This is a genomic window from Photobacterium lucens (assembly GCF_009873615.1).
Taxonomy (GTDB): domain Bacteria; phylum Pseudomonadota; class Gammaproteobacteria; order Enterobacterales; family Vibrionaceae; genus Photobacterium; species Photobacterium lucens.
Map to the genome: position 1 here is coordinate 1 of NZ_SSMG01000346.1, position 17,769 is coordinate 17,769.

The following is a 17,769-nucleotide window of genomic DNA, read 5'->3' on the forward strand; positions in this document are numbered from 1 at the left end:
TGACTCCGATTGAATATCGAAATCAGGCCTTACAAGCCGCTTAACCGAAATGTCCAACTTTATGGGGTCACATCATTCATCTGCGGCTTTCTTTTTATCCCCCCGGTACGACCGGAACGGTTTCGCTATTCGGAGCATCTTGCTCTTGGTAAGCTGAATAGAGTCGACTCAATTCAAGTAACGATAAGCGATGTTCAATAAACTCATATACATTACCCGCTAACGCCAATTTATAGAGCATCACTGCGGTGGAGTAATCTTCTTTATTCTGGTGCAGCTTGCCTAAATAGAAATACGCCTCTGTTAAGTGCTCAGCTAGCTCATCATTATTTTCACTTTGCTCTGCAATATCACTCAACAATTGACGCTCAGTCATTTGCCCCAAAAATAGGCGAACTAACTGCCAACCCCAGGCTTTTTTATTACTGGCATCATAACGCTGCTTCAATAATGCTAAGGCTTGCTCTGGCTGTAATTCCACGTCATTGAGGTATAGCCAAATTACACGATAAGGATCATTCAGATCTTGTTTATAGTGTGGCAATAAATCTTTGTTAGCTAACTCATAACGCTCACCATAATACAGCGCAATACCACGGTTACGCTCTGCGTACATATGGTTAGGAGCAAGCTCTAAGGTGGAATCAAACGCTTCATAAGCAGCATCAAAATGTGCCATCTGAGTAAAATACACCCCTAGCACATTATATAAATCTGGTTGGTTTGGCTCTAACGTCAGTGATTTATTAAAATCTAAACGAGCCAAATCACGTAAACCTAAACTGTCATAAACTAAGCCACGTTCATAGAACACTTGCGCTAATGTTGCTTGGGAAAGATCATCCCGCTGTAAAATTTGTTCAATACGCGCTAATTGGATCTGCTGTTGCAGTGTCGGTTGAAATGGGATCGCCATCGGAGGATGGGTCCACTTAGTTGGTGCCGTCGCACAACCTGATAGCAACATGACTACAGTGATTACGGCAAATTTTAAGCGAGTTGCTATCAAGGCACTTCTCCCTAAGGCTTAATAAAATGACTCAGTCCTATTTTCATCATTCAATTTCATAGAACCCACACATGATATCTTACAGATAACAAAAAAGGGGCTAAGAAGCCCCTTTATATCATGCTTTTAGCAAAAAACTTAACCTTGAGGTTGTTCGTTTTGTGCTGGCGCTTCCGCTGCAGGAGTTTCTACAGCTTCTTTCATGCTTAGACGGATACGGCCTTGACGGTCGATTTCAAGCACTTTAACTTTAACTTCTTGACCCATTTGTAGGTAATCAGACACTTTCTCTACACGATCTTGTGAGATTTGAGAAATGTGTACTAGACCTTCTTTCGTGCCAATTACTGATACGAATGCACCGAAATCTACGATACGCATTACTTTACCAGTATAGATACGACCTACTTCAACGTCCGCAGTGATTTCTTCGATACGACGGATAGCTTCTTTCGCAGCTGTACCTTCAGTCGCAGCGATCTTCACTGTACCATCATCTTCGATCTCAATTGTAGTACCAGTTTCTTCAGTAAGTGCACGGATCACAGCACCACCTTTACCGATTACATCTTTGATCTTCTCTGGGTTGATCTTCATAGTATGAATACGAGGAGCAAACTCAGAAATATCTTCACGAGGTGTGTTGATTGCGTTATCCATTACGCTAAGGATGTGCTTACGCGCACCTTTTGCTTGGTTAAGTGCAATCTGCATGATTTCTTTAGTGATACCTTCGATCTTGATGTCCATTTGAAGTGCTGTGATACCGTCTTCAGTACCCGCTACTTTAAAGTCCATATCACCTAGGTGGTCTTCGTCACCAAGGATGTCAGAAAGAACAACGAAATCATCGCCTTCTTTAACAAGACCCATTGCGATACCCGCAACAGATGCTTTGATTGGCACACCAGCGTCCATAAGCGCTAGAGACGTACCACATACAGAAGCCATTGAAGATGAACCGTTAGATTCAGTGATTTCAGATACTACACGTACTGTGTATGGGAATTCATCAATTGATGGCATTACCGCAGCAATACCACGCTTAGCAAGCTTACCGTGACCAATTTCACGACGCTTAGGTGAACCTACAAAACCAGTCTCACCTACACAGTATGGAGGGAAGTTGTAGTGTAGTAGGAAGTAATCTTTCTTCTCACCAGTTAGCTCATCAATGATTTGTGCGTCACGTTGAGTACCAAGCGTTGCAGTAACAAGTGCCTGAGTCTCACCACGAGTAAACAGAGATGAACCGTGAGTACGTGGAAGTACACCAGTACGTACGTCTAGCGCACGAACCATGTCTTTTTCACGACCATCGATACGTGGGTTACCAGCGATGATGCTGCGACGTACTACTGTCTTCTCTAGATCGTGGAAGATAGTGTGAATTTCTTTCGTGTTTGCTTCAACATCTTCAGCAAGTAGCACTTCGTTAACTTCATCAGCGATCTCGTGGATGCGATCGTAACGCGCCATCTTTTCTGTGATTTGGTATGCTTCAACAAGCTTAGCTTCAGCAAGTTCTGCGATCTTGTTCTTAAGTGCAGTGTTCTCAGCTGGTGCAACCCAATCCCAAGCAGGAGTAGCAACTTCAGCTGCAAACTCGTTAATTGCTTTGATCACAGTTTGTTGTTGGTCGTGGCCAAATACAACAGCTTGTAGCATTTGCTCTTCTGTTAGACGGTCAGCTTCTGACTCAACCATAAGAACAGCAGCTTCAGTACCAGCAACAACAAGATCTAGACGGCTTTCTTCTAGCTCAACATTGCTTGGGTTTAGTACGAATTGATCGTTGATGTAACCAACACGTGCAGCACCGATAGGACCATTGAATGGGATACCAGAGATTGCAAGTGCCGCAGACGTACCGATCATAGTTACGATGTCAGGGCTTACTGCTGGGTTTACAGAAACAACAGTTGCAATAACTTGAACTTCGTTTTTGAAATCGTCAGGGAATAGCGGACGGATTGGACGGTCAATTAGACGTGCAGTCAGTGTCTCACCTTCAGAAGGACGACCTTCACGCTTGAAGAAACCACCAGGGATTTTACCAGCAGCGTAAGTACGCTCTTGGTAGTTTACTGTTAGTGGGAAGAAGTCTTGGCCTTCTACTGCTGTTTTTTTACCAACAACAGAAACGAACACTGATGTGTCGTCCATGCTAACCATAACTGCAGCAGTCGCTTGACGTGCCATAACACCAGTCTCAAGAGTAACCGTGTGGTTACCGTACTGGAAAGTCTTTACGATAGGATTCACGTGAATTTCCTTAATTTATTCCGCTTTCTATTTGCTCGCTAATTATAACGGAGACAAACAACAGCGTCATGTGATGATACCCACTTTCATGACATTTCACGTATCGCGACTAAGGAAATAATTCATAACAATGAAGCATTTCATTAGCCGCGACCTAAAGGTCGACGAAAACGACTCGTGATGTACAAAAATGAGATAACTAACAAACAGTTTGTATCTTTATCTATTATATTCCAGCTTTAGCCTGCATATAACAAACATCAGATTAATTTCGGTACAAATAGTAGCCGAAATTGAGGAAAAGAACAGGGGAAAAAATATAAACTGCGGGGCGTCTTATCTTTTTAAAACAAAAAGAAAGGAGCCATAAGGCTCCTTTCTAAAAAGCAATCTTAGCGACGTAGGCCTAGACGCTTGATTAGGTCTTGGTAACGATCTAGGTTCTTACCTTTTAGGTAGTCTAGAAGCTTACGACGACGAGAAACCATACGTAGAAGACCGCGACGGCTGTGGTGGTCGTGCTTGTGGTTAGCAAAGTGACCTTGAAGGTGGTTGATTTGTGCTGTTAGTAGCGCAACCTGAACTTCAGGAGAACCAGTGTCGTTTTGACCTTGTGCGTATTCTGCAACGATTGCTGCTTTAGTTTCTGCATTCAGAGACATAACTCATTCCTAATACAAAGATGTTTTAATTTGTGTCAGCCAATCTCTGATTCAGCCGACACCCGAGCCGCGGATTATACTGGTCGATATGGATAACTACAAGCGAATAATTAATAACCACGGCGATAATTAAGCGATTAACCAAGCGATAAATCATATTGATGTCACCATCGATGATTTATCACTTCAAATTGCGCTTAATCTTGTTGATGCTCGTTCGCCATCACACGTTTTGGTGCCAACATGCCTTTTGCATCAATCACACCAACACCGATGAACTCACGCTCTTGACCCACAGTAATACGCACTAGCGTACCTTCGGCAGGCACTCGGCCCGCTTGAACAGGATTACCATTAAGCACATGCACAGCAATAGCTGGCAGGATATTCACTTCTGGTAAGTCTTGTACCGCAGTATCTGTTGGCAGCAATAATGGATCTAATACCGTTCCCGGCTCAACATCATTGGCTTTAGCGTCATCAAGCATTGCTTGAAGTTGCTCAATTGTCACCATACGTTCGTAAGGGAAATTCGAGACTCCTGTACGACGTAGCATGATCACGTGAGCGCCACAGCCCAGCATTTCGCCAAGATCATCAACGATGGTGCGAATGTAAGTACCTTTTGAAACGTGAAGCTCCATTTCCACTTCATTATTTTCAAAACGCAGTAAATCAACAGAGTAAACTGTGATTTTACGAGACTCACGAGGTACTTCAACGCCTTCACGAGCATATTCGTAAAGCTTGCGGCCTTTGTACTTCAGTGCAGAGTACATCGAGGGGATTTGATCTGTAGTACCACGGAATTTCGCAATACAACGCTCAAGTTGGCCTCGTTCCACTTTCACTTCGCGAGTTTCAACCACTTCACCATCAGAGTCAGAGGTATCAGTACGCTCACCGAGTTTTGCGATCACACGGTAGCGTTTATCTGAATCCAATAAGAACTGTGAGAACTTAGTCGCTTCACCAAAACAAATCGGCAGCATACCCGTCGCCAAAGGATCGAGCGCACCGGTATGGCCCGCCTTTTGTGCAAAGAAGATACGCTTTACTTTTTGCAGCGTATCGTTTGAGCTAATGCCTGTCGGTTTATCGACTAAAATCACACCGTTAATCGGACGACCTTTACGACGACGTGCCATGCTTATTCCTCGTCTTTCGCTTCGTCTTCGTCACCACGACGCTCTTCGTCAGAACGTACTGCATTGGTCACAAGGTTTGAAATACGCATACCTTCAGTTAGAGACTGATCGAAAATAAAGTTCAGCTCTGGTGTTACACGTAGACGAATTTGCTTACCCAATAGTGAGCGAATGTATGGTGCTTTTTCACGAAGAATAGCTAGGCTTTCTTCTTCCGTTTGATCACCAATCGTTAGGAACGTGATGTATACCTTTGCGTAACCCATATCACGAGATACGTCTACGCTAGAGATAGTCGTCATTGCTAGACGAGGCTCTTTTAATTCGCGTTGTAGGATCAACGCTAATTCTTTTTGTAGCTGCTGAGCTACACGCTGTGTACGGCTAAATTCTTTTGCCATTTTTTTGCTCTCTCTAAGAATTAGGCTCTTGAAAGAATGGGGAGCCGAAGCTCCCCATAATCATTTTGCTTAATAGTTAGCGACTTTGATGATTAATCAAGAGTACGCTTAACTTCAACAATTTCGTAAACTTCGATTTGGTCACCAACGCGAACATCGTTGTAGTTCTTAACGCCGATACCACATTCGTAGCCGTTCTTCACTTCGTTTACGTCATCTTTAAAGCGACGTAGTGACTCAAGCTCACCTTCGTAGATTACTACGTTATCACGTAGAACACGGATAGGGTTATTACGCTTGATAGTACCTTCAGTTACTAAACAGCCTGCAATTGCACCAAGTTTCGGTGACTTAAACACGTCACGAACTTCTGCAAGACCGCTGATCTCTTGCTTAAACTCAGGAGCAAGCATACCGCCCATCGCAGCTTTAACTTCATCAATTAGCTGGTAGATGATTGAGTAGTAACGTAAGTCTAGGTTTTCAGTTTCAATAGTACGACGCGCAGAAGCATCAGCACGAACGTTGAAACCAAGAATGATAGCGTTAGACGCTGCTGCAAGTACTGCATCAGTTTCAGTAATACCACCAACACCAGAACCTACAATGTTCACTTTAACTTCATCAGTTGAAAGTTTACGTAGAGAATCTGCAATCGCTTCTACAGAACCTTGAACGTCAGCCTTAAGTACAACGTTTAGTTCTGCAACTTCACCTGCAGTCATGTTAGAGAACATGTTCTCAAGTTTCGCTTTCTGCTGGCGAGCAAGTTTAACATCACGGAATTTACCTTGACGGTAAAGTGCAACTTCACGTGCTTTACGCTCATCACGTACAACAGTCGCTTCGTCACCAGATGCTGGTACGCCTGAAAGACCTAAGATCTCTACAGGAATAGATGGACCTGCTTCTTCGATCTCTTGACCAATTTCGTTACGCATCGCACGAACACGACCGTACTCTAGACCACAAAGAACGATGTCGCCCTTACGTAGCGTACCTTCTTGAACTAGTACAGTTGCAACCGGACCACGACCTTTATCAAGACGAGATTCAACTACCACACCTTTCGCCATGCCTTCTGCAGCAGCAGTTAGCTCAAGCACTTCTGATTGAAGTAGGATTGCTTCTAGAAGACCATCGATGTTTGTACCCTGTTTTGCAGAGATGTGAACGAACATGTTCTCACCGCCCCACTCTTCAGGGATTACGTCGTATTGAGCTAGCTCATTCTTAACGTTGTCTGGGTTTGCGTCTTCTTTATCGATCTTGTTCACAGCAACAATCAGAGGAACACCTGCCGCTTTCGCGTGCTGGATTGCTTCGATTGTTTGAGGCATTACGCCATCGTCTGCAGCAACAACAAGAACAACGATATCTGTCGCTTGAGCACCACGAGCACGCATTGCAGTAAACGCTGCGTGTCCAGGAGTATCAAGGAAAGTGATCATGCCGTTTTCAGTTTCAACGTGGTAAGCACCGATATGCTGTGTAATACCACCCGCTTCACCTGAAGCAACGTGCGCTTTACGGATGTAGTCAAGTGTTGACGTTTTACCGTGGTCAACGTGACCCATGATTGTAACAACTGGAGCACGAGAAACTTTAGCAAGGTCATCTGAGTTACGATCAGAAAGTACCGCTTCTTCAAGCTCGTTTTCTTTACGTAGAATAACTTTGTGACCCATTTCTTCAGCAACAAGTGCAGCTGTTTCTTGGTCGATAACTTGGTTGATAGTCGCCATTGCGCCCATCTTCATCATCACCTTGATAACTTCAACGCCTTTTACAGACATCTTGTTAGCAAGTTCAGAAACAACAATTGTTTCGCCGATAACAACGTCTTGCTTAGCAACTTGCGCTGTTTTATCGAAACCATGCTGCATTGAGCTTGGCTTGTTAACTTGTTGCTTACCGCGACCACGTTGGTTACGACCACCGCGAGCACCGCGTTCATCTTGCTTCGCAGCAGGCTTTTTCTTCTTACGACGGCGAGAAGATTCTTCTTTACGGTCTTGTTCATCTTCTGCAGCACGTGCGTAAGTTGATGTCGTCGTATGGTAATCAGATTTTTCCATACTTTGATCAGGGCTAATCCCTTGATTTTGGTTCTTTTCTGCCATCTTGCGAGCCTCTTCTAGCTGACGCTGACTTTCTTCTTCGGCTTTTCGCTTGGCTTCCTCTTCCAGACGACGCTGTAGTGCCTCAGCATCTAGTTTAGCCTGTTTGTCAGCGACGGCGCGCAAAGCTTTCTCTTCAGCCTTACGCTTATCCTGTTCGATACGCTTCGCTTTTTCCTCAGCGTCACGCTTTGCTTTTTCTTCCGCTTCTCGTTTTGCAGTTTCAGCTGCTTTACTTTGCTCTTCTGCGGCACGCTTAGCTGCTTCTTCAGCTTCACGTTTAGCGGCTTCTTCAGCCGCTTTTTGGGCAATTGCATCTGCTTCGCGTTTCGCTGCTTCTTCCGCTTCACGCTTCACAGCTTCTTCTGCTGCGCGTTGTTCTTCTTCTAAAGCTGAACGCTTAACGTAAGTGCGTTTTTTTCGCACTTCAACTTGAACATTTTTGTTCTTGCCACCGCTACCAGACACGCTAAGCGTACTGCGTGTCTTGCGTTGCAGAGTAAGACGAGTTGGAGCTCCGTCAGTATTGCTGCTACCTCCATGCTCCTTTTGGAGATGGTTTAGTAACGCCTGCTTTTCGGTTTGGCTTACATTTTCATCAGCTTTCTTCGCAATACCTGCTTCAGAAAATTGCTGAAGTAAACGGTCAATTGGCGTACCAATTTCTTCCGCCAATGTTTTAACGGTAACCTCTGACATAATGCTCCTCCCTTGCTTTATATTGATTACGCTTCGTCGCTGAACCAGCAAATGTTACGTGCAGCCATGATTAGCTCGCCCGCTTTTGCGTCGTCTACGCCTTCGATATCGGTCAAGTCATCAGTTCCCTGATCAGCAAGATCCTCAAGCGTACAAATACCTTTTGCTGCTAGTTTAAATGCTAACTCGCGCTCAAGGCCTTCAAGACCTAATAGGTCTTCAGCTGGCTCAGCACCGTCAAGCGATTCTTCTTTAGCAAGCGCAAGTGTCGTTAATGCAGCTTTTGCACGACTACGTAATTGTTCAATTAGGTCTTCATCAAGACCTTCAACTTCCATTAGCTCACTTACTGGAACGTAAGCAATTTCTTCTAATGTAGTGAAACCTTCTTCAACCAATACCGTTGCGAACTCTTCATCAATATCAAGGTGCTTAGTAAACACTTCAATTGACTCTTTCGCTTCTTCTTGGTGTTTCTTCTGAAGATCTTCAACAGTCATTACATTTAGTTCCCAACCAGTAAGCTGAGATGCTAGACGTACGTTTTGACCGCTACGACCGATTGCTTGTGCAAGGTTATCTTTTTGCACTGCGATATCCATCGTGTGGTTATCTTCATCAACGATGATTGAATCAACTTCTGCTGGTGCCATCGCATTGATAACGTATTGCGCAGGATTCTCATCCCAAAGCACGATATCAATACGCTCACCACCAAGCTCACCAGAAACCGCTTGAACACGTGCGCCACGCATACCAACACACGCACCCACAGGGTCAATACGCTTATCGTTAGTTTTTACTGCGATTTTTGCACGAGAACCAGGATCGCGTGCTGCGCCCATTAGCTCAATTAACTCTTCGCCCATTTCTGGCACTTCAATGCGGAATAGCTCAGAAAGCATTTCTGGCTTAGAACGTGTCATGAATAACTGGAAGCCACGCGCTTCTGGCGCAACTTTGTATAGTAGACCACGTACACGGTCACCCGGACGGAAGTTTTCACGTGGTAACTGGTCATCTCGTTGGATAACAGCTTCTGCATTGTTACCAAGATCGATGATCACAGCATCACGGTTTACTTTCTTAACGATACCAGTGATCAGCTCACCTTCGTTATCGATAAATTGCTCAACGATTTGTGCACGTTCAGCTTCACGTACTTTTTGTACGATCACTTGCTTCGCTGTTTGCGTAGTGATGCGATCGAATGTTACTGATTCGATTTCATCTTCTACGTAATCACCTTCAACAAGCTCAGGATTTTCAAACTGCGCAGCTTCTAGCGTGATTTCTAGCGTAGGTTGAGTCACTTCTTCTACAGCTTTCCAACGACGGAAAGTTTCGAACTCACCTGTTTTACGATCGATCGTAACACGTACATCGATTTCTGCTTCATGCTTTTTCTTAGTCGCTGTTGCAAGTGCAATTTCTAATGCTTCAAAAATACGCTCACGAGGAACAGCTTTTTCGTTGGATACCGCTTCTACGACAGCCAAAATTTCTTTGTTCATTTCTAATGCCCCAATTTAGCGGTTAGAATTTTGGAACCAGGTTGGCCTTGGAGATATTGCTCAGTGCAAAGGACTCTTCATTGCCATCTACGTTAAGAGTGATCAATTCGCCGTCTACAGCGACAATGTCACCTTTCCACTTACGACGGTTACCCATCGCCATTTTTAGCACTATGCTAGCTTCATGGCCAACAAACTGCTCATAATGTGCTGCTTTGAATAGTGGTCTTTCCAATCCAGGGGAAGATACTTCCAAGTTATAAGCAACAGTAATTGGATCTTCAACGTCCATTACTGCACTAATTTGGCGACTAACTTCAGCGCAATCTTCTACATTGATGCCATTTTCATGGTCAATAAATACGCGAAGTGTGGAGTGCTCACCAGCACGAATGAACTCTAAACCAACGAGTTCATAGCCTAAAGCAAGAACCGATGACTCAAGCATTTCGGTTAATTGTGTCTCTAAAGCTGTCAAAACAACCCCCCTGGAAACAAAAAAAGGGCATTAAAGCCCAGTAGATACCTGAATGGTCATGTTTCAGATAATAAAAAACCCCGAATTACGGGTTTTTTTATTACTGGACCCTGATTACTGTGACGCATAAGTTGCTGTCTCAGTAAGAAAACAGACATTCGCATTTAAGAGTAGTCTATTTTCGGGAAAGTGGTTGCGGGGGCCGGATTTGAACCAACGACCTTCGGGTTATGAGCCCGACGAGCTACCAAGCTGCTCCACCCCGCGTCCGAATTCAAACGAATTATATCGTTAGGGCGTTACTATTTCAAGTAACCAGTATAATGGTGCCGAGAAGGGGACTTGAACCCCTACACCTTGCGGCACTAGCACCTCATGCTAGCGTGTCTACCAATTTCACCATCTCGGCTAAATCTTTAATTACTGAGGGATCTCATCGTGTGATGGTGCTTTCTCAGTATTTGTTTTTTCAACAACTGGCTGTGTTGTTGCAGGTGCTGTTAGGTTTTCCCAACCACTGCCCTCTGTTGCTTGCTTAGCACTCATGTTGCCAAGAACAAGGCTGATCACAAAGAAAATTGCAGCCAAAAGTGTTGTCATACGGGTTAAAAAGTTTCCAGAGCCGCTAGAGCCAAACAGTGTGCCTGATGCTCCAGCCCCGAAAGAGGCTCCCATATCTGCGCCTTTACCTTGCTGTACCAAAACTAGGCCAATTACACCAAGCGCGGCGACAAGATAAATCACAAGTAGAATTTCGTACATGGCTTCCACCTATGGTTAAATTGCTATGCCAGCTTTGCTCTAGGCAGGGCCAGCGCACTCCACATTCCAAGGAGCGAATGCATACTAGCGAAACCCTATCGTAGTGACAAGCAATATTTAATGAAAAAAGCTTTCACCAGCATCACTTGCACAACATTTAGCCAAAACAAACTGAACACAAAAATATAGGCAGAGTATCGTACTACTCTGCCTTCTGCATGAAGCGATAAATATATTTCAAAATAGACAAAGATATCTTTATCGCATTTTGCAAATTAACAGTTTTCTTTTACTGCTTTTGCAATATCAAGCGCATACTGCTGAACAGCAGCCGCATCTTGACCTTCTACCATAACACGAATGAGTGGCTCGGTGCCTGATTTACGCAATAATACGCGACCATTATCACCTAATTTTTCTTCAACTAATTTCGTTGCATTAATCACTGCTTCTGATTGAAGTGGATCAGACTCACCTTTAAATCGTACATTCTCCAGTACCTGCGGGAACATCATCATGCCATCACACAGCTCTTTTAGGCTCATCTTGCTCGCTACGATTGATGCCATGACTTGAAGACCAGCAACAATACCGTCACCTGTGGTTACTTTATCGAGTAAAATAACGTGGCCTGAGTTTTCTGCACCAATTAACCAATCGTGCTTTTGAAGCTCTTCCATTACATAGCGATCGCCAACTTTAGCGCGCACAAATGGAATACCTAAGTTTTTCAGTGCAACTTCCATACCCATATTTGTCATTAGGGTACCGACTACACCCCCTTTCAATTCACCACGGCGTAGAGCATCACGGGCAATGATGTAAGCAATTTGGTCGCCATCAACTTTGTTTCCTAGCTCATCAACCATGATCACACGGTCGCCATCACCATCTAGCGCAATACCAAAGTCAGCTTTCTCTTCTAGTACTTTAGCTTGAAGAGCTGCAACATCTGTTGCGCCTACTTTATCATTGATATTCACACCATTCGGTTCACAACCAATGGCAATCACTTCAGCACCAAGCTCTGCAAATACTTTCGGTGCAATGTGGTAAGTTGCGCCGTGAGCACAATCAACAACAATTTTAAAACCTTCTAGGCTTAAGTGTGTTGGGAATGTACCTTTACAAAACTCAATGTAACGGCCTGCAGCGTCATCAATACGGTAAGCTTTACCTAATAATGCTGACTCAACACATGTTAACGGCTTTTCCATTTCAGCTTCAATCGCAAGCTCAATGTCATCAGGTAATTTAGTACCTTGAGCTGAGAAGAATTTAATACCATTGTCGTAATAAGGATTATGAGAAGCAGAAATAACAATACCAGCCTCAGCTCGGAAAGTACGAGTAAGGTAAGCAACGGCTGGTGTTGGCATTGGCCCCGTAAATGCAGCTTTTAAACCTGCAGCTGCTAAACCTGCTTCAAGCGCAGATTCCAACATATAACCTGAAATACGTGTATCTTTGCCGATAAGTACTTTTTTAGTACCCGTTTGCGATAACACTCGACCAGCAGCCCAACCTAGCTTCATTACAAAGTCAGGTGTAATTGGTGATTCACCAACGAAACCACGGATACCATCAGTACCAAAGAACTTACGTTCAGTCATATCTTGCTCCTAGCAATTTTGAATACTACTGCGACTTTTTCGTTAATTAATAGCCACAATTCTTTTACTTAGATTGTTGCAACACCATATTACAGACTTTCATCACTTCGACTGTTTCTTTGGCGTCATGAACTCTAATAATTTGTGCGCCTTTCATTGCGGCAATAGTAGCACAAGCTAAACTACCCGCGAGACACTCTGAAGGTTGCTTACCTAACAGATTAAATATCATTGATTTGCGAGACATACCAGCGAGAACGGGTAAGCCCAACTGATGAAAATGCTCAAGATGAGCAAGCATTTCATAGTTATGCTCTAAGGTTTTACCAAAGCCAAAACCTGGGTCGAGAATTAACTGTTGGCGCTCAATACCAACCGCTTGACATGCCTTAATACGTTCATCAAGAAAAACAGAAACATCTTCAAGCAGATTTTTGTAATTAGGTTTATGCTGCATTGTACGCGGTTGCCCCTGCATATGCATCAAGCAGATAGGCACATTAGCATTCGCAGCTACCATTAATGCATTAGGCTCTTGTAATGCGCGAACGTCATTAATTAAATCGGCACCGGCATTAACCGCTTCATACATCACATCCGCTTTACTGGTATCAATTGAGATCCAGCAATCAAACCGCTGACGTATGGCTTCAATCACAGGTACTACACGCTCGAGTTCTTCATGTAGTGCAACATCTTTAGCACCTGGACGGGTAGACTCACCACCAATATCAATAATTGCAGTACCCGCAGCAAGCATGCTTTCGACGTGATATAAGGCGTGATCAACACGATTAAACTTGCCACCATCTGAAAAAGAATCCGGTGTTACATTTAAAATGCCCATCACTTGCGGTGTCGATAAATCTAACGTTTTATTACGACTGGTTAATTGCATTCTCGTTCCATTTTATTCAGATAATAAAAAACCCCGACCGAAGTCAGGGCTTTTCTTTAGCGTGATATTAAGCCTGAGGTTTAGTATCAGTATCGTCTTCTTTCGTTAACGCATCGATACCATCGCCAATCGGCTCTTCAGGCGCAATCTCAGTTTCAGGCGCTTCTTTCGCTGATGACTTAATTGTATCGTCTTCATCCGCCCAACCTTTCGGTGCGCGAATTTCAGCTTTACGCTCCATCAAGTCATCGATCTGACCTGCATCGATTGTCTCGTACTTCATCAATGCATCTTTCATTGCATGCATGATATCCATGTTATCTTCAAGGATTTGACGAGCTCGCGCATAGTTACGATCAATAATTTCACGCACTTCATTATCGATAAGCTTCGCAGTGTCATCTGACATGTGTTTACTTTGTGTCACAGAGCGACCAAGGAACACTTCACCTTCATCTTCTGCGTATAGCAAAGGACCTAGCTTGTCAGAGAAACCCCATTGCGTCACCATCTTACGTGCGATATCTGTTGCACGTTCGATATCGTTCGATGCACCTGTCGATACTTTATCGCGACCGTAAATTAGCTCTTCAGCTAGACGACCACCGTAAAGGCTAGAAATCATCGACTCCAAGAACTCACGTGAATGACTTACACGATCTTGCTCTGGTAGATACATAGTCACACCTAACGCACGACCACGTGGAATGATTGACACTTTGTAGACTGGATCATGATCCGGTACTAAGCGACCAATAATTGCGTGACCTGCTTCATGGTATGCTGTTGATTCTTTTTGATCTTCAGACATAACCATTGATTTACGCTCTGCGCCCATCATGATTTTGTCTTTTGCTAGTTCAAATTCAACCATTGAAACTGTGCGCTTGTTACCACGAGCTGCAAACAATGCCGCTTCGTTTACAAGGTTTGCCAAATCAGCACCAGAGAAGCCCGGTGTACCACGAGCGATTAACGATGCATTCACATCACCATCAAGCGGTACTTTACGCATGTGAACTTTAAGGATTTGCTCACGACCACGTACATCAGGTAAACCAACCACTACTTGACGGTCAAAACGACCTGGACGAAGTAATGCAGGGTCTAATACGTCAGGACGGTTGGTTGCAGCGATAACGATGATACCTTCGTTACCTTCAAAACCATCCATTTCAACTAGCATTTGGTTAAGTGTTTGCTCACGCTCATCGTGACCACCACCAACACCAGCACCACGTTGACGACCAACAGCATCGATTTCATCGATAAAGATGATACAAGGCGCAGCTTTTTTCGCTTGTTCGAACATGTCACGGACACGAGAAGCACCCACACCCACGAACATTTCAACGAAGTCAGAACCTGAAATCGTAAAGAACGGTACTTTTGCTTCACCAGCAATTGCTTTTGCTAGCAATGTCTTACCTGTACCAGGAGGACCAACCATTAATACACCAGTTGGGATTTTACCACCTAGCTTTTGGAAACGGCTTGGATCACGTAGGTAATCAACCAGTTCTTTAACGTCTTCTTTCGCCTCATCACAACCTGCAACGTCTGCAAATGTTGTTTTGATTTGGTCTTCGCTCATCATACGCGCTTTAGACTTGCCGAACGACATGGCACCTTTGCCACCACCGCCCTGCATTTGGCGCATAAAGAAAATCCAAACACCAATAAGTAGAAGCATTGGGAACCAAGAAATGAAGATGGAAGCCAGTAAGCTTGGCTCTTCAGGTGGTGTACCTTCAACAGCTACGTTAGCGTTAATTAAATCGTCTAACAGTTTAGGATCATTTGCGACAGGTAAGTATGTTACATAGCTCGCATTATCACGTTTGGTTACAGTGATTTCACGATCATTGAATCGCACTTCCTTTATCTGATCCTGACCGATTTGACGGACAAATGTCGTATAGTCTACTTGACCACTTGCCTTACCACTGTTAGTACCAAAACTTTGGAATACAGACATAAGAACAACGGCAATGACTAACCATAAAATCAAGTTTTTTGCCATGTCACTCAAGGTGTTAACCTCGCGATAACTAAAAGATGAATGTAGATTACTACAGTTTGTAACCTGTAGCCACAATATAGACTTCACGCGAACGATCTCGCGATGAATCTGGTTTACGAATTTTAACCACTTTGAACATACTACGAACTTCAGCTAAGTATTGGTCAAAGCCTTCGCCTTGGAAAACTTTTACCGCAAAGCTACCGTTCGGTGCAAGTACTTGTCGACACATATCAAGTGCTAGCTCAACAAGGTACATCGCTCTCGGTTGGTCGGATGCAAGATTACCACTCATATTAGGAGCCATATCAGACATTACAACATCAACCATATCAGGTTGAATACGTGCTAATAGTGCCTCTAATACTGCCTCTTCACGGAAATCACCCTGCAGGAAACTAACACCTGGAAGTGAATCCATTGGCAAAATATCACAAGCAATGACCTGTCCTTCATCACCTACAACTTCTGCCGCATATTGTGACCAACCACCTGGTGCAGCACCAAGGTCAACCACTGTCATGCCCGGTTTTAATAATTTATCTTTGTTCTGAATTTCTTCAATTTTAAAGAAAGCGCGAGAACGATAACCACGTTTTTGGGCCTCTAAAACGTATTTATCGTCAAAGTGCTCTTTCAGCCAACGGCCAGAACTGCCGGATTGTTTTTTTCTACTCATGCCTAACCTAATGAGTTGAGATACTTGTTAAGTATACGTCTGCCAAAGGCTTTATCGCATCTAATTCATTAAAATCTACAATTAAAATGTGCAGTACAACTCAAACACCGCAAATTTTCATGCTGCCATAACGCAAACAAATTAGTCTTCTAGTCTAGATGGCGGTAGAATGTCATGTTTTCAACCCTAGTAACCAAAAAAATAGAGTCATCATGAATCTAAGCACCAAGCAAAAGCAATTCCTAAAAGGTCTTGCTCACAACCTAAAACCTGTTGTTCTTATGGGTGCAAACGGCCTAACTGAAGCCGTTTTAGCAGAAATTGAAATTGCACTTAACCATCATGAATTGATCAAAGTTAAGGTTGCTTCTGAAGAACGTGAAACTAAAGTTTTAATCGTCGATGCTATTGTTCGCGAAACTAAAGCTGAAAAAGTGCAGGTTATCGGTAAAACACTGGTTCTTTACCGCCAAAGCGAAGATCGCAAAATCGAGCTTCCTCGCAAATAAAAAAGGCCGCCTAGCGGCCTTTTTTGTATTAGCTATTAAGACAAAACATTTGACTCATAGCTAATCGGTGATACCTATTTTAATCATCGGTTTCATTGATAAACACAACATCAAAATAAGTTTGAAGCCTTAGATGTATTGCACTTCTAAAATTTCAAATTCTTTCTGACCACCCGGCGTTGAAATAGCAACTTCATCACCTTCCATTTTACCAATCAAGCCACGTGCAATTGGTGAGTTAACTGAAATTAAGTTTTGCTTAATATCGGCTTCATCATCACCCACAATGCAATACGTCACTTCTTTGTCTGTATCTAAGTCCAATAATGTAATTGTAGTACCAAAAATCACTTTGCCAGTATTTGGCATTGTTGTTACATCAATAATTTGAGCTACAGAAAGTTTGTATTCAATATCACGAATTTGCGCTTCACAAATACCTTGCTCTTCACGCGCAGCATGGTATTCCGCATTTTCTTTCAAGTCACCAAGCTCACGAGCTTCAGCAATCGCCTGTGAAATCAGAGGGCGACGCTTTAACAACACATCAAGTTCACTACGTAGCTTTTGCTCGCCACGTACAGTCATTGGCACTTTTTCCATAAATAAATTACCTCAATAACCTGATAGCGAACGCCAATTTCAGGTAATAAAAAAGTTAGCCCAACAAAAGTTGGACTAACGGTATATATAAACGATTAGGATCATTTTAAACAAAGATGGCGCAGAGATCATCATTGTTACGTCATTATCAAGCTGAATCTGATATTAGCATTTTGCAATAGAGCATAAATAACAGACTATTTGTTTCATACCGTTAAGCAATAAAAAGGTTAGTAACACCAAATTATTCACCACAAATATAGGTAATAGCCTTAGCATTATTTTCTTATTCACAAAAGCTATAGCATCACAATTCAACAACATTTATACAAATATTCACACGCACTTTTTGACGCTATTATCTAAATACAACTAAAACTTAAAAC

15 protein-coding genes and 2 tRNA genes are annotated in these 17,769 nt (G+C 43.2%); 1 reads left to right on the forward strand and 16 read right to left on the reverse strand.

Translation table 11 applies throughout. From position 1 onward, the window contains the following. Positions 1 to 94 precede the first annotated feature (94 nt). From nlpI to rlmE, 15 genes are all read right to left on the reverse strand, one after another. Entirely contained in the window at positions 95 to 1,009 is a 915-nt protein-coding gene (gene nlpI, locus E5A76_RS14670) for a lipoprotein NlpI (RefSeq protein WP_107166815.1), read from the reverse strand. A 138-nt stretch (positions 1,010 to 1,147) separates the two neighbouring features. Further along, on the reverse strand, positions 1,148 to 3,274 hold the full coding sequence (gene pnp / locus E5A76_RS14675) for a polyribonucleotide nucleotidyltransferase (protein WP_008988411.1): 2,127 nt from the start codon (positions 3,272 to 3,274) through the stop codon (positions 1,148 to 1,150). A 392-nt stretch (positions 3,275 to 3,666) separates the two neighbouring features. Then, entirely contained in the window at positions 3,667 to 3,936 is a 270-nt protein-coding gene (gene rpsO / locus E5A76_RS14680; protein WP_005301136.1) for a 30S ribosomal protein S15, read from the reverse strand. 197 nt (positions 3,937 to 4,133) lie between these two features. After that, positions 4,134 to 5,084, reverse strand: coding sequence for a tRNA pseudouridine(55) synthase TruB (truB, locus tag E5A76_RS14685; RefSeq protein ID WP_161119371.1), 951 nt, complete (start codon positions 5,082 to 5,084; stop codon positions 4,134 to 4,136). Positions 5,085 to 5,086: 2 nt separating this feature from the next. Further along, a complete protein-coding gene (rbfA, locus tag E5A76_RS14690; RefSeq protein ID WP_008988413.1) occupies positions 5,087 to 5,485 on the reverse strand; it encodes a 30S ribosome-binding factor RbfA in 399 nt (132 codons plus the stop codon). Between the two features lie 92 nt (positions 5,486 to 5,577). After that, entirely contained in the window at positions 5,578 to 8,304 is a 2,727-nt protein-coding gene (infB, locus tag E5A76_RS14695) for a translation initiation factor IF-2 (protein WP_107166817.1), read from the reverse strand. Positions 8,305 to 8,330: 26 nt separating this feature from the next. Next, entirely contained in the window at positions 8,331 to 9,818 is a 1,488-nt protein-coding gene (gene nusA / locus E5A76_RS14700) for a transcription termination factor NusA (RefSeq protein ID WP_008988415.1), read from the reverse strand. A gap of 22 nt (positions 9,819 to 9,840) precedes the next feature. Continuing rightward, positions 9,841 to 10,296, reverse strand: a complete 456-nt coding sequence (gene rimP / locus E5A76_RS14705) for a ribosome maturation factor RimP (RefSeq protein WP_161119372.1) — start codon at positions 10,294 to 10,296, stop codon at positions 9,841 to 9,843. A 190-nt stretch (positions 10,297 to 10,486) separates the two neighbouring features. Continuing rightward, positions 10,487 to 10,563 (reverse strand) — tRNA-Met (locus E5A76_RS14710). A 57-nt stretch (positions 10,564 to 10,620) separates the two neighbouring features. Continuing rightward, positions 10,621 to 10,705: transfer RNA gene (locus tag E5A76_RS14715), tRNA-Leu, on the reverse strand. Between the two features lie 11 nt (positions 10,706 to 10,716). Next, positions 10,717 to 11,058 carry a preprotein translocase subunit SecG gene (gene secG / locus E5A76_RS14720; RefSeq protein WP_008988417.1) on the reverse strand — a complete coding sequence of 114 codons (342 nt, stop codon included), beginning with the start codon at positions 11,056 to 11,058 and terminating at the stop codon, positions 10,717 to 10,719. Between the two features lie 275 nt (positions 11,059 to 11,333). Further along, a complete protein-coding gene (glmM, locus tag E5A76_RS14725; protein WP_161119373.1) occupies positions 11,334 to 12,671 on the reverse strand; it encodes a phosphoglucosamine mutase in 1,338 nt (445 codons plus the stop codon). Between the two features lie 64 nt (positions 12,672 to 12,735). Then, entirely contained in the window at positions 12,736 to 13,569 is an 834-nt protein-coding gene (gene folP / locus E5A76_RS14730) for a dihydropteroate synthase (protein ID WP_161119374.1), read from the reverse strand. Positions 13,570 to 13,636: 67 nt separating this feature from the next. Beyond that, complete coding sequence (gene ftsH, locus E5A76_RS14735) at positions 13,637 to 15,592, reverse strand: ATP-dependent zinc metalloprotease FtsH (protein WP_053987910.1); 1,956 nt, start codon at positions 15,590 to 15,592, stop codon at positions 13,637 to 13,639. Between the two features lie 49 nt (positions 15,593 to 15,641). Continuing rightward, entirely contained in the window at positions 15,642 to 16,271 is a 630-nt protein-coding gene (gene rlmE / locus E5A76_RS14740; protein WP_053987911.1) for a 23S rRNA (uridine(2552)-2'-O)-methyltransferase RlmE, read from the reverse strand. 212 nt (positions 16,272 to 16,483) lie between these two features. Here rlmE and yhbY point away from each other — a divergent pair, with 212 nt between their 5' ends. Then, positions 16,484 to 16,780: a ribosome assembly RNA-binding protein YhbY gene (gene yhbY, locus E5A76_RS14745; protein ID WP_008988422.1), complete on the forward strand. Its 297-nt coding sequence runs from the start codon at positions 16,484 to 16,486 to the stop codon at positions 16,778 to 16,780. A 129-nt stretch (positions 16,781 to 16,909) separates the two neighbouring features. Here the strand turns inward: yhbY and greA are convergent, their stop codons facing one another. Then, the gene (gene greA, locus E5A76_RS14750) at positions 16,910 to 17,383 is read right to left on the reverse strand and encodes a transcription elongation factor GreA (RefSeq protein ID WP_008988423.1); all 474 of its coding nucleotides are present in this window, start codon (positions 17,381 to 17,383) and stop codon (positions 16,910 to 16,912) included. Between the last annotated feature and the right edge of the window lie 386 nt (positions 17,384 to 17,769).

Coding starts and splice junctions, on each gene's coding strand:
- rpsO (WP_005301136.1), bottom strand. CDS start 3,936: ATGTCTCTGAATGCAGAAACTAAAGCAGCAATCGTTGCAGAATACGCA.
- truB (WP_161119371.1), bottom strand. CDS start 5,084: ATGGCACGTCGTCGTAAAGGTCGTCCGATTAACGGTGTGATTTTAGTC.
- rbfA (WP_008988413.1), bottom strand. CDS start 5,485: ATGGCAAAAGAATTTAGCCGTACACAGCGTGTAGCTCAGCAGCTACAA.
- infB (WP_107166817.1), bottom strand. CDS start 8,304: ATGTCAGAGGTTACCGTTAAAACATTGGCGGAAGAAATTGGTACGCCA.
- nusA (WP_008988415.1), bottom strand. CDS start 9,818: ATGAACAAAGAAATTTTGGCTGTCGTAGAAGCGGTATCCAACGAAAAA.
- secG (WP_008988417.1), bottom strand. CDS start 11,058: ATGTACGAAATTCTACTTGTGATTTATCTTGTCGCCGCGCTTGGTGTA.
- glmM (WP_161119373.1), bottom strand. CDS start 12,671: ATGACTGAACGTAAGTTCTTTGGTACTGATGGTATCCGTGGTTTCGTT.
- folP (WP_161119374.1), bottom strand. CDS start 13,569: ATGCAATTAACCAGTCGTAATAAAACGTTAGATTTATCGACACCGCAA.
- ftsH (WP_053987910.1), bottom strand. CDS start 15,592: ATGGCAAAAAACTTGATTTTATGGTTAGTCATTGCCGTTGTTCTTATG.
- rlmE (WP_053987911.1), bottom strand. CDS start 16,271: ATGAGTAGAAAAAAACAATCCGGCAGTTCTGGCCGTTGGCTGAAAGAG.
- yhbY (WP_008988422.1), top strand. CDS start 16,484: ATGAATCTAAGCACCAAGCAAAAGCAATTCCTAAAAGGTCTTGCTCAC.
- greA (WP_008988423.1), bottom strand. CDS start 17,383: ATGGAAAAAGTGCCAATGACTGTACGTGGCGAGCAAAAGCTACGTAGT.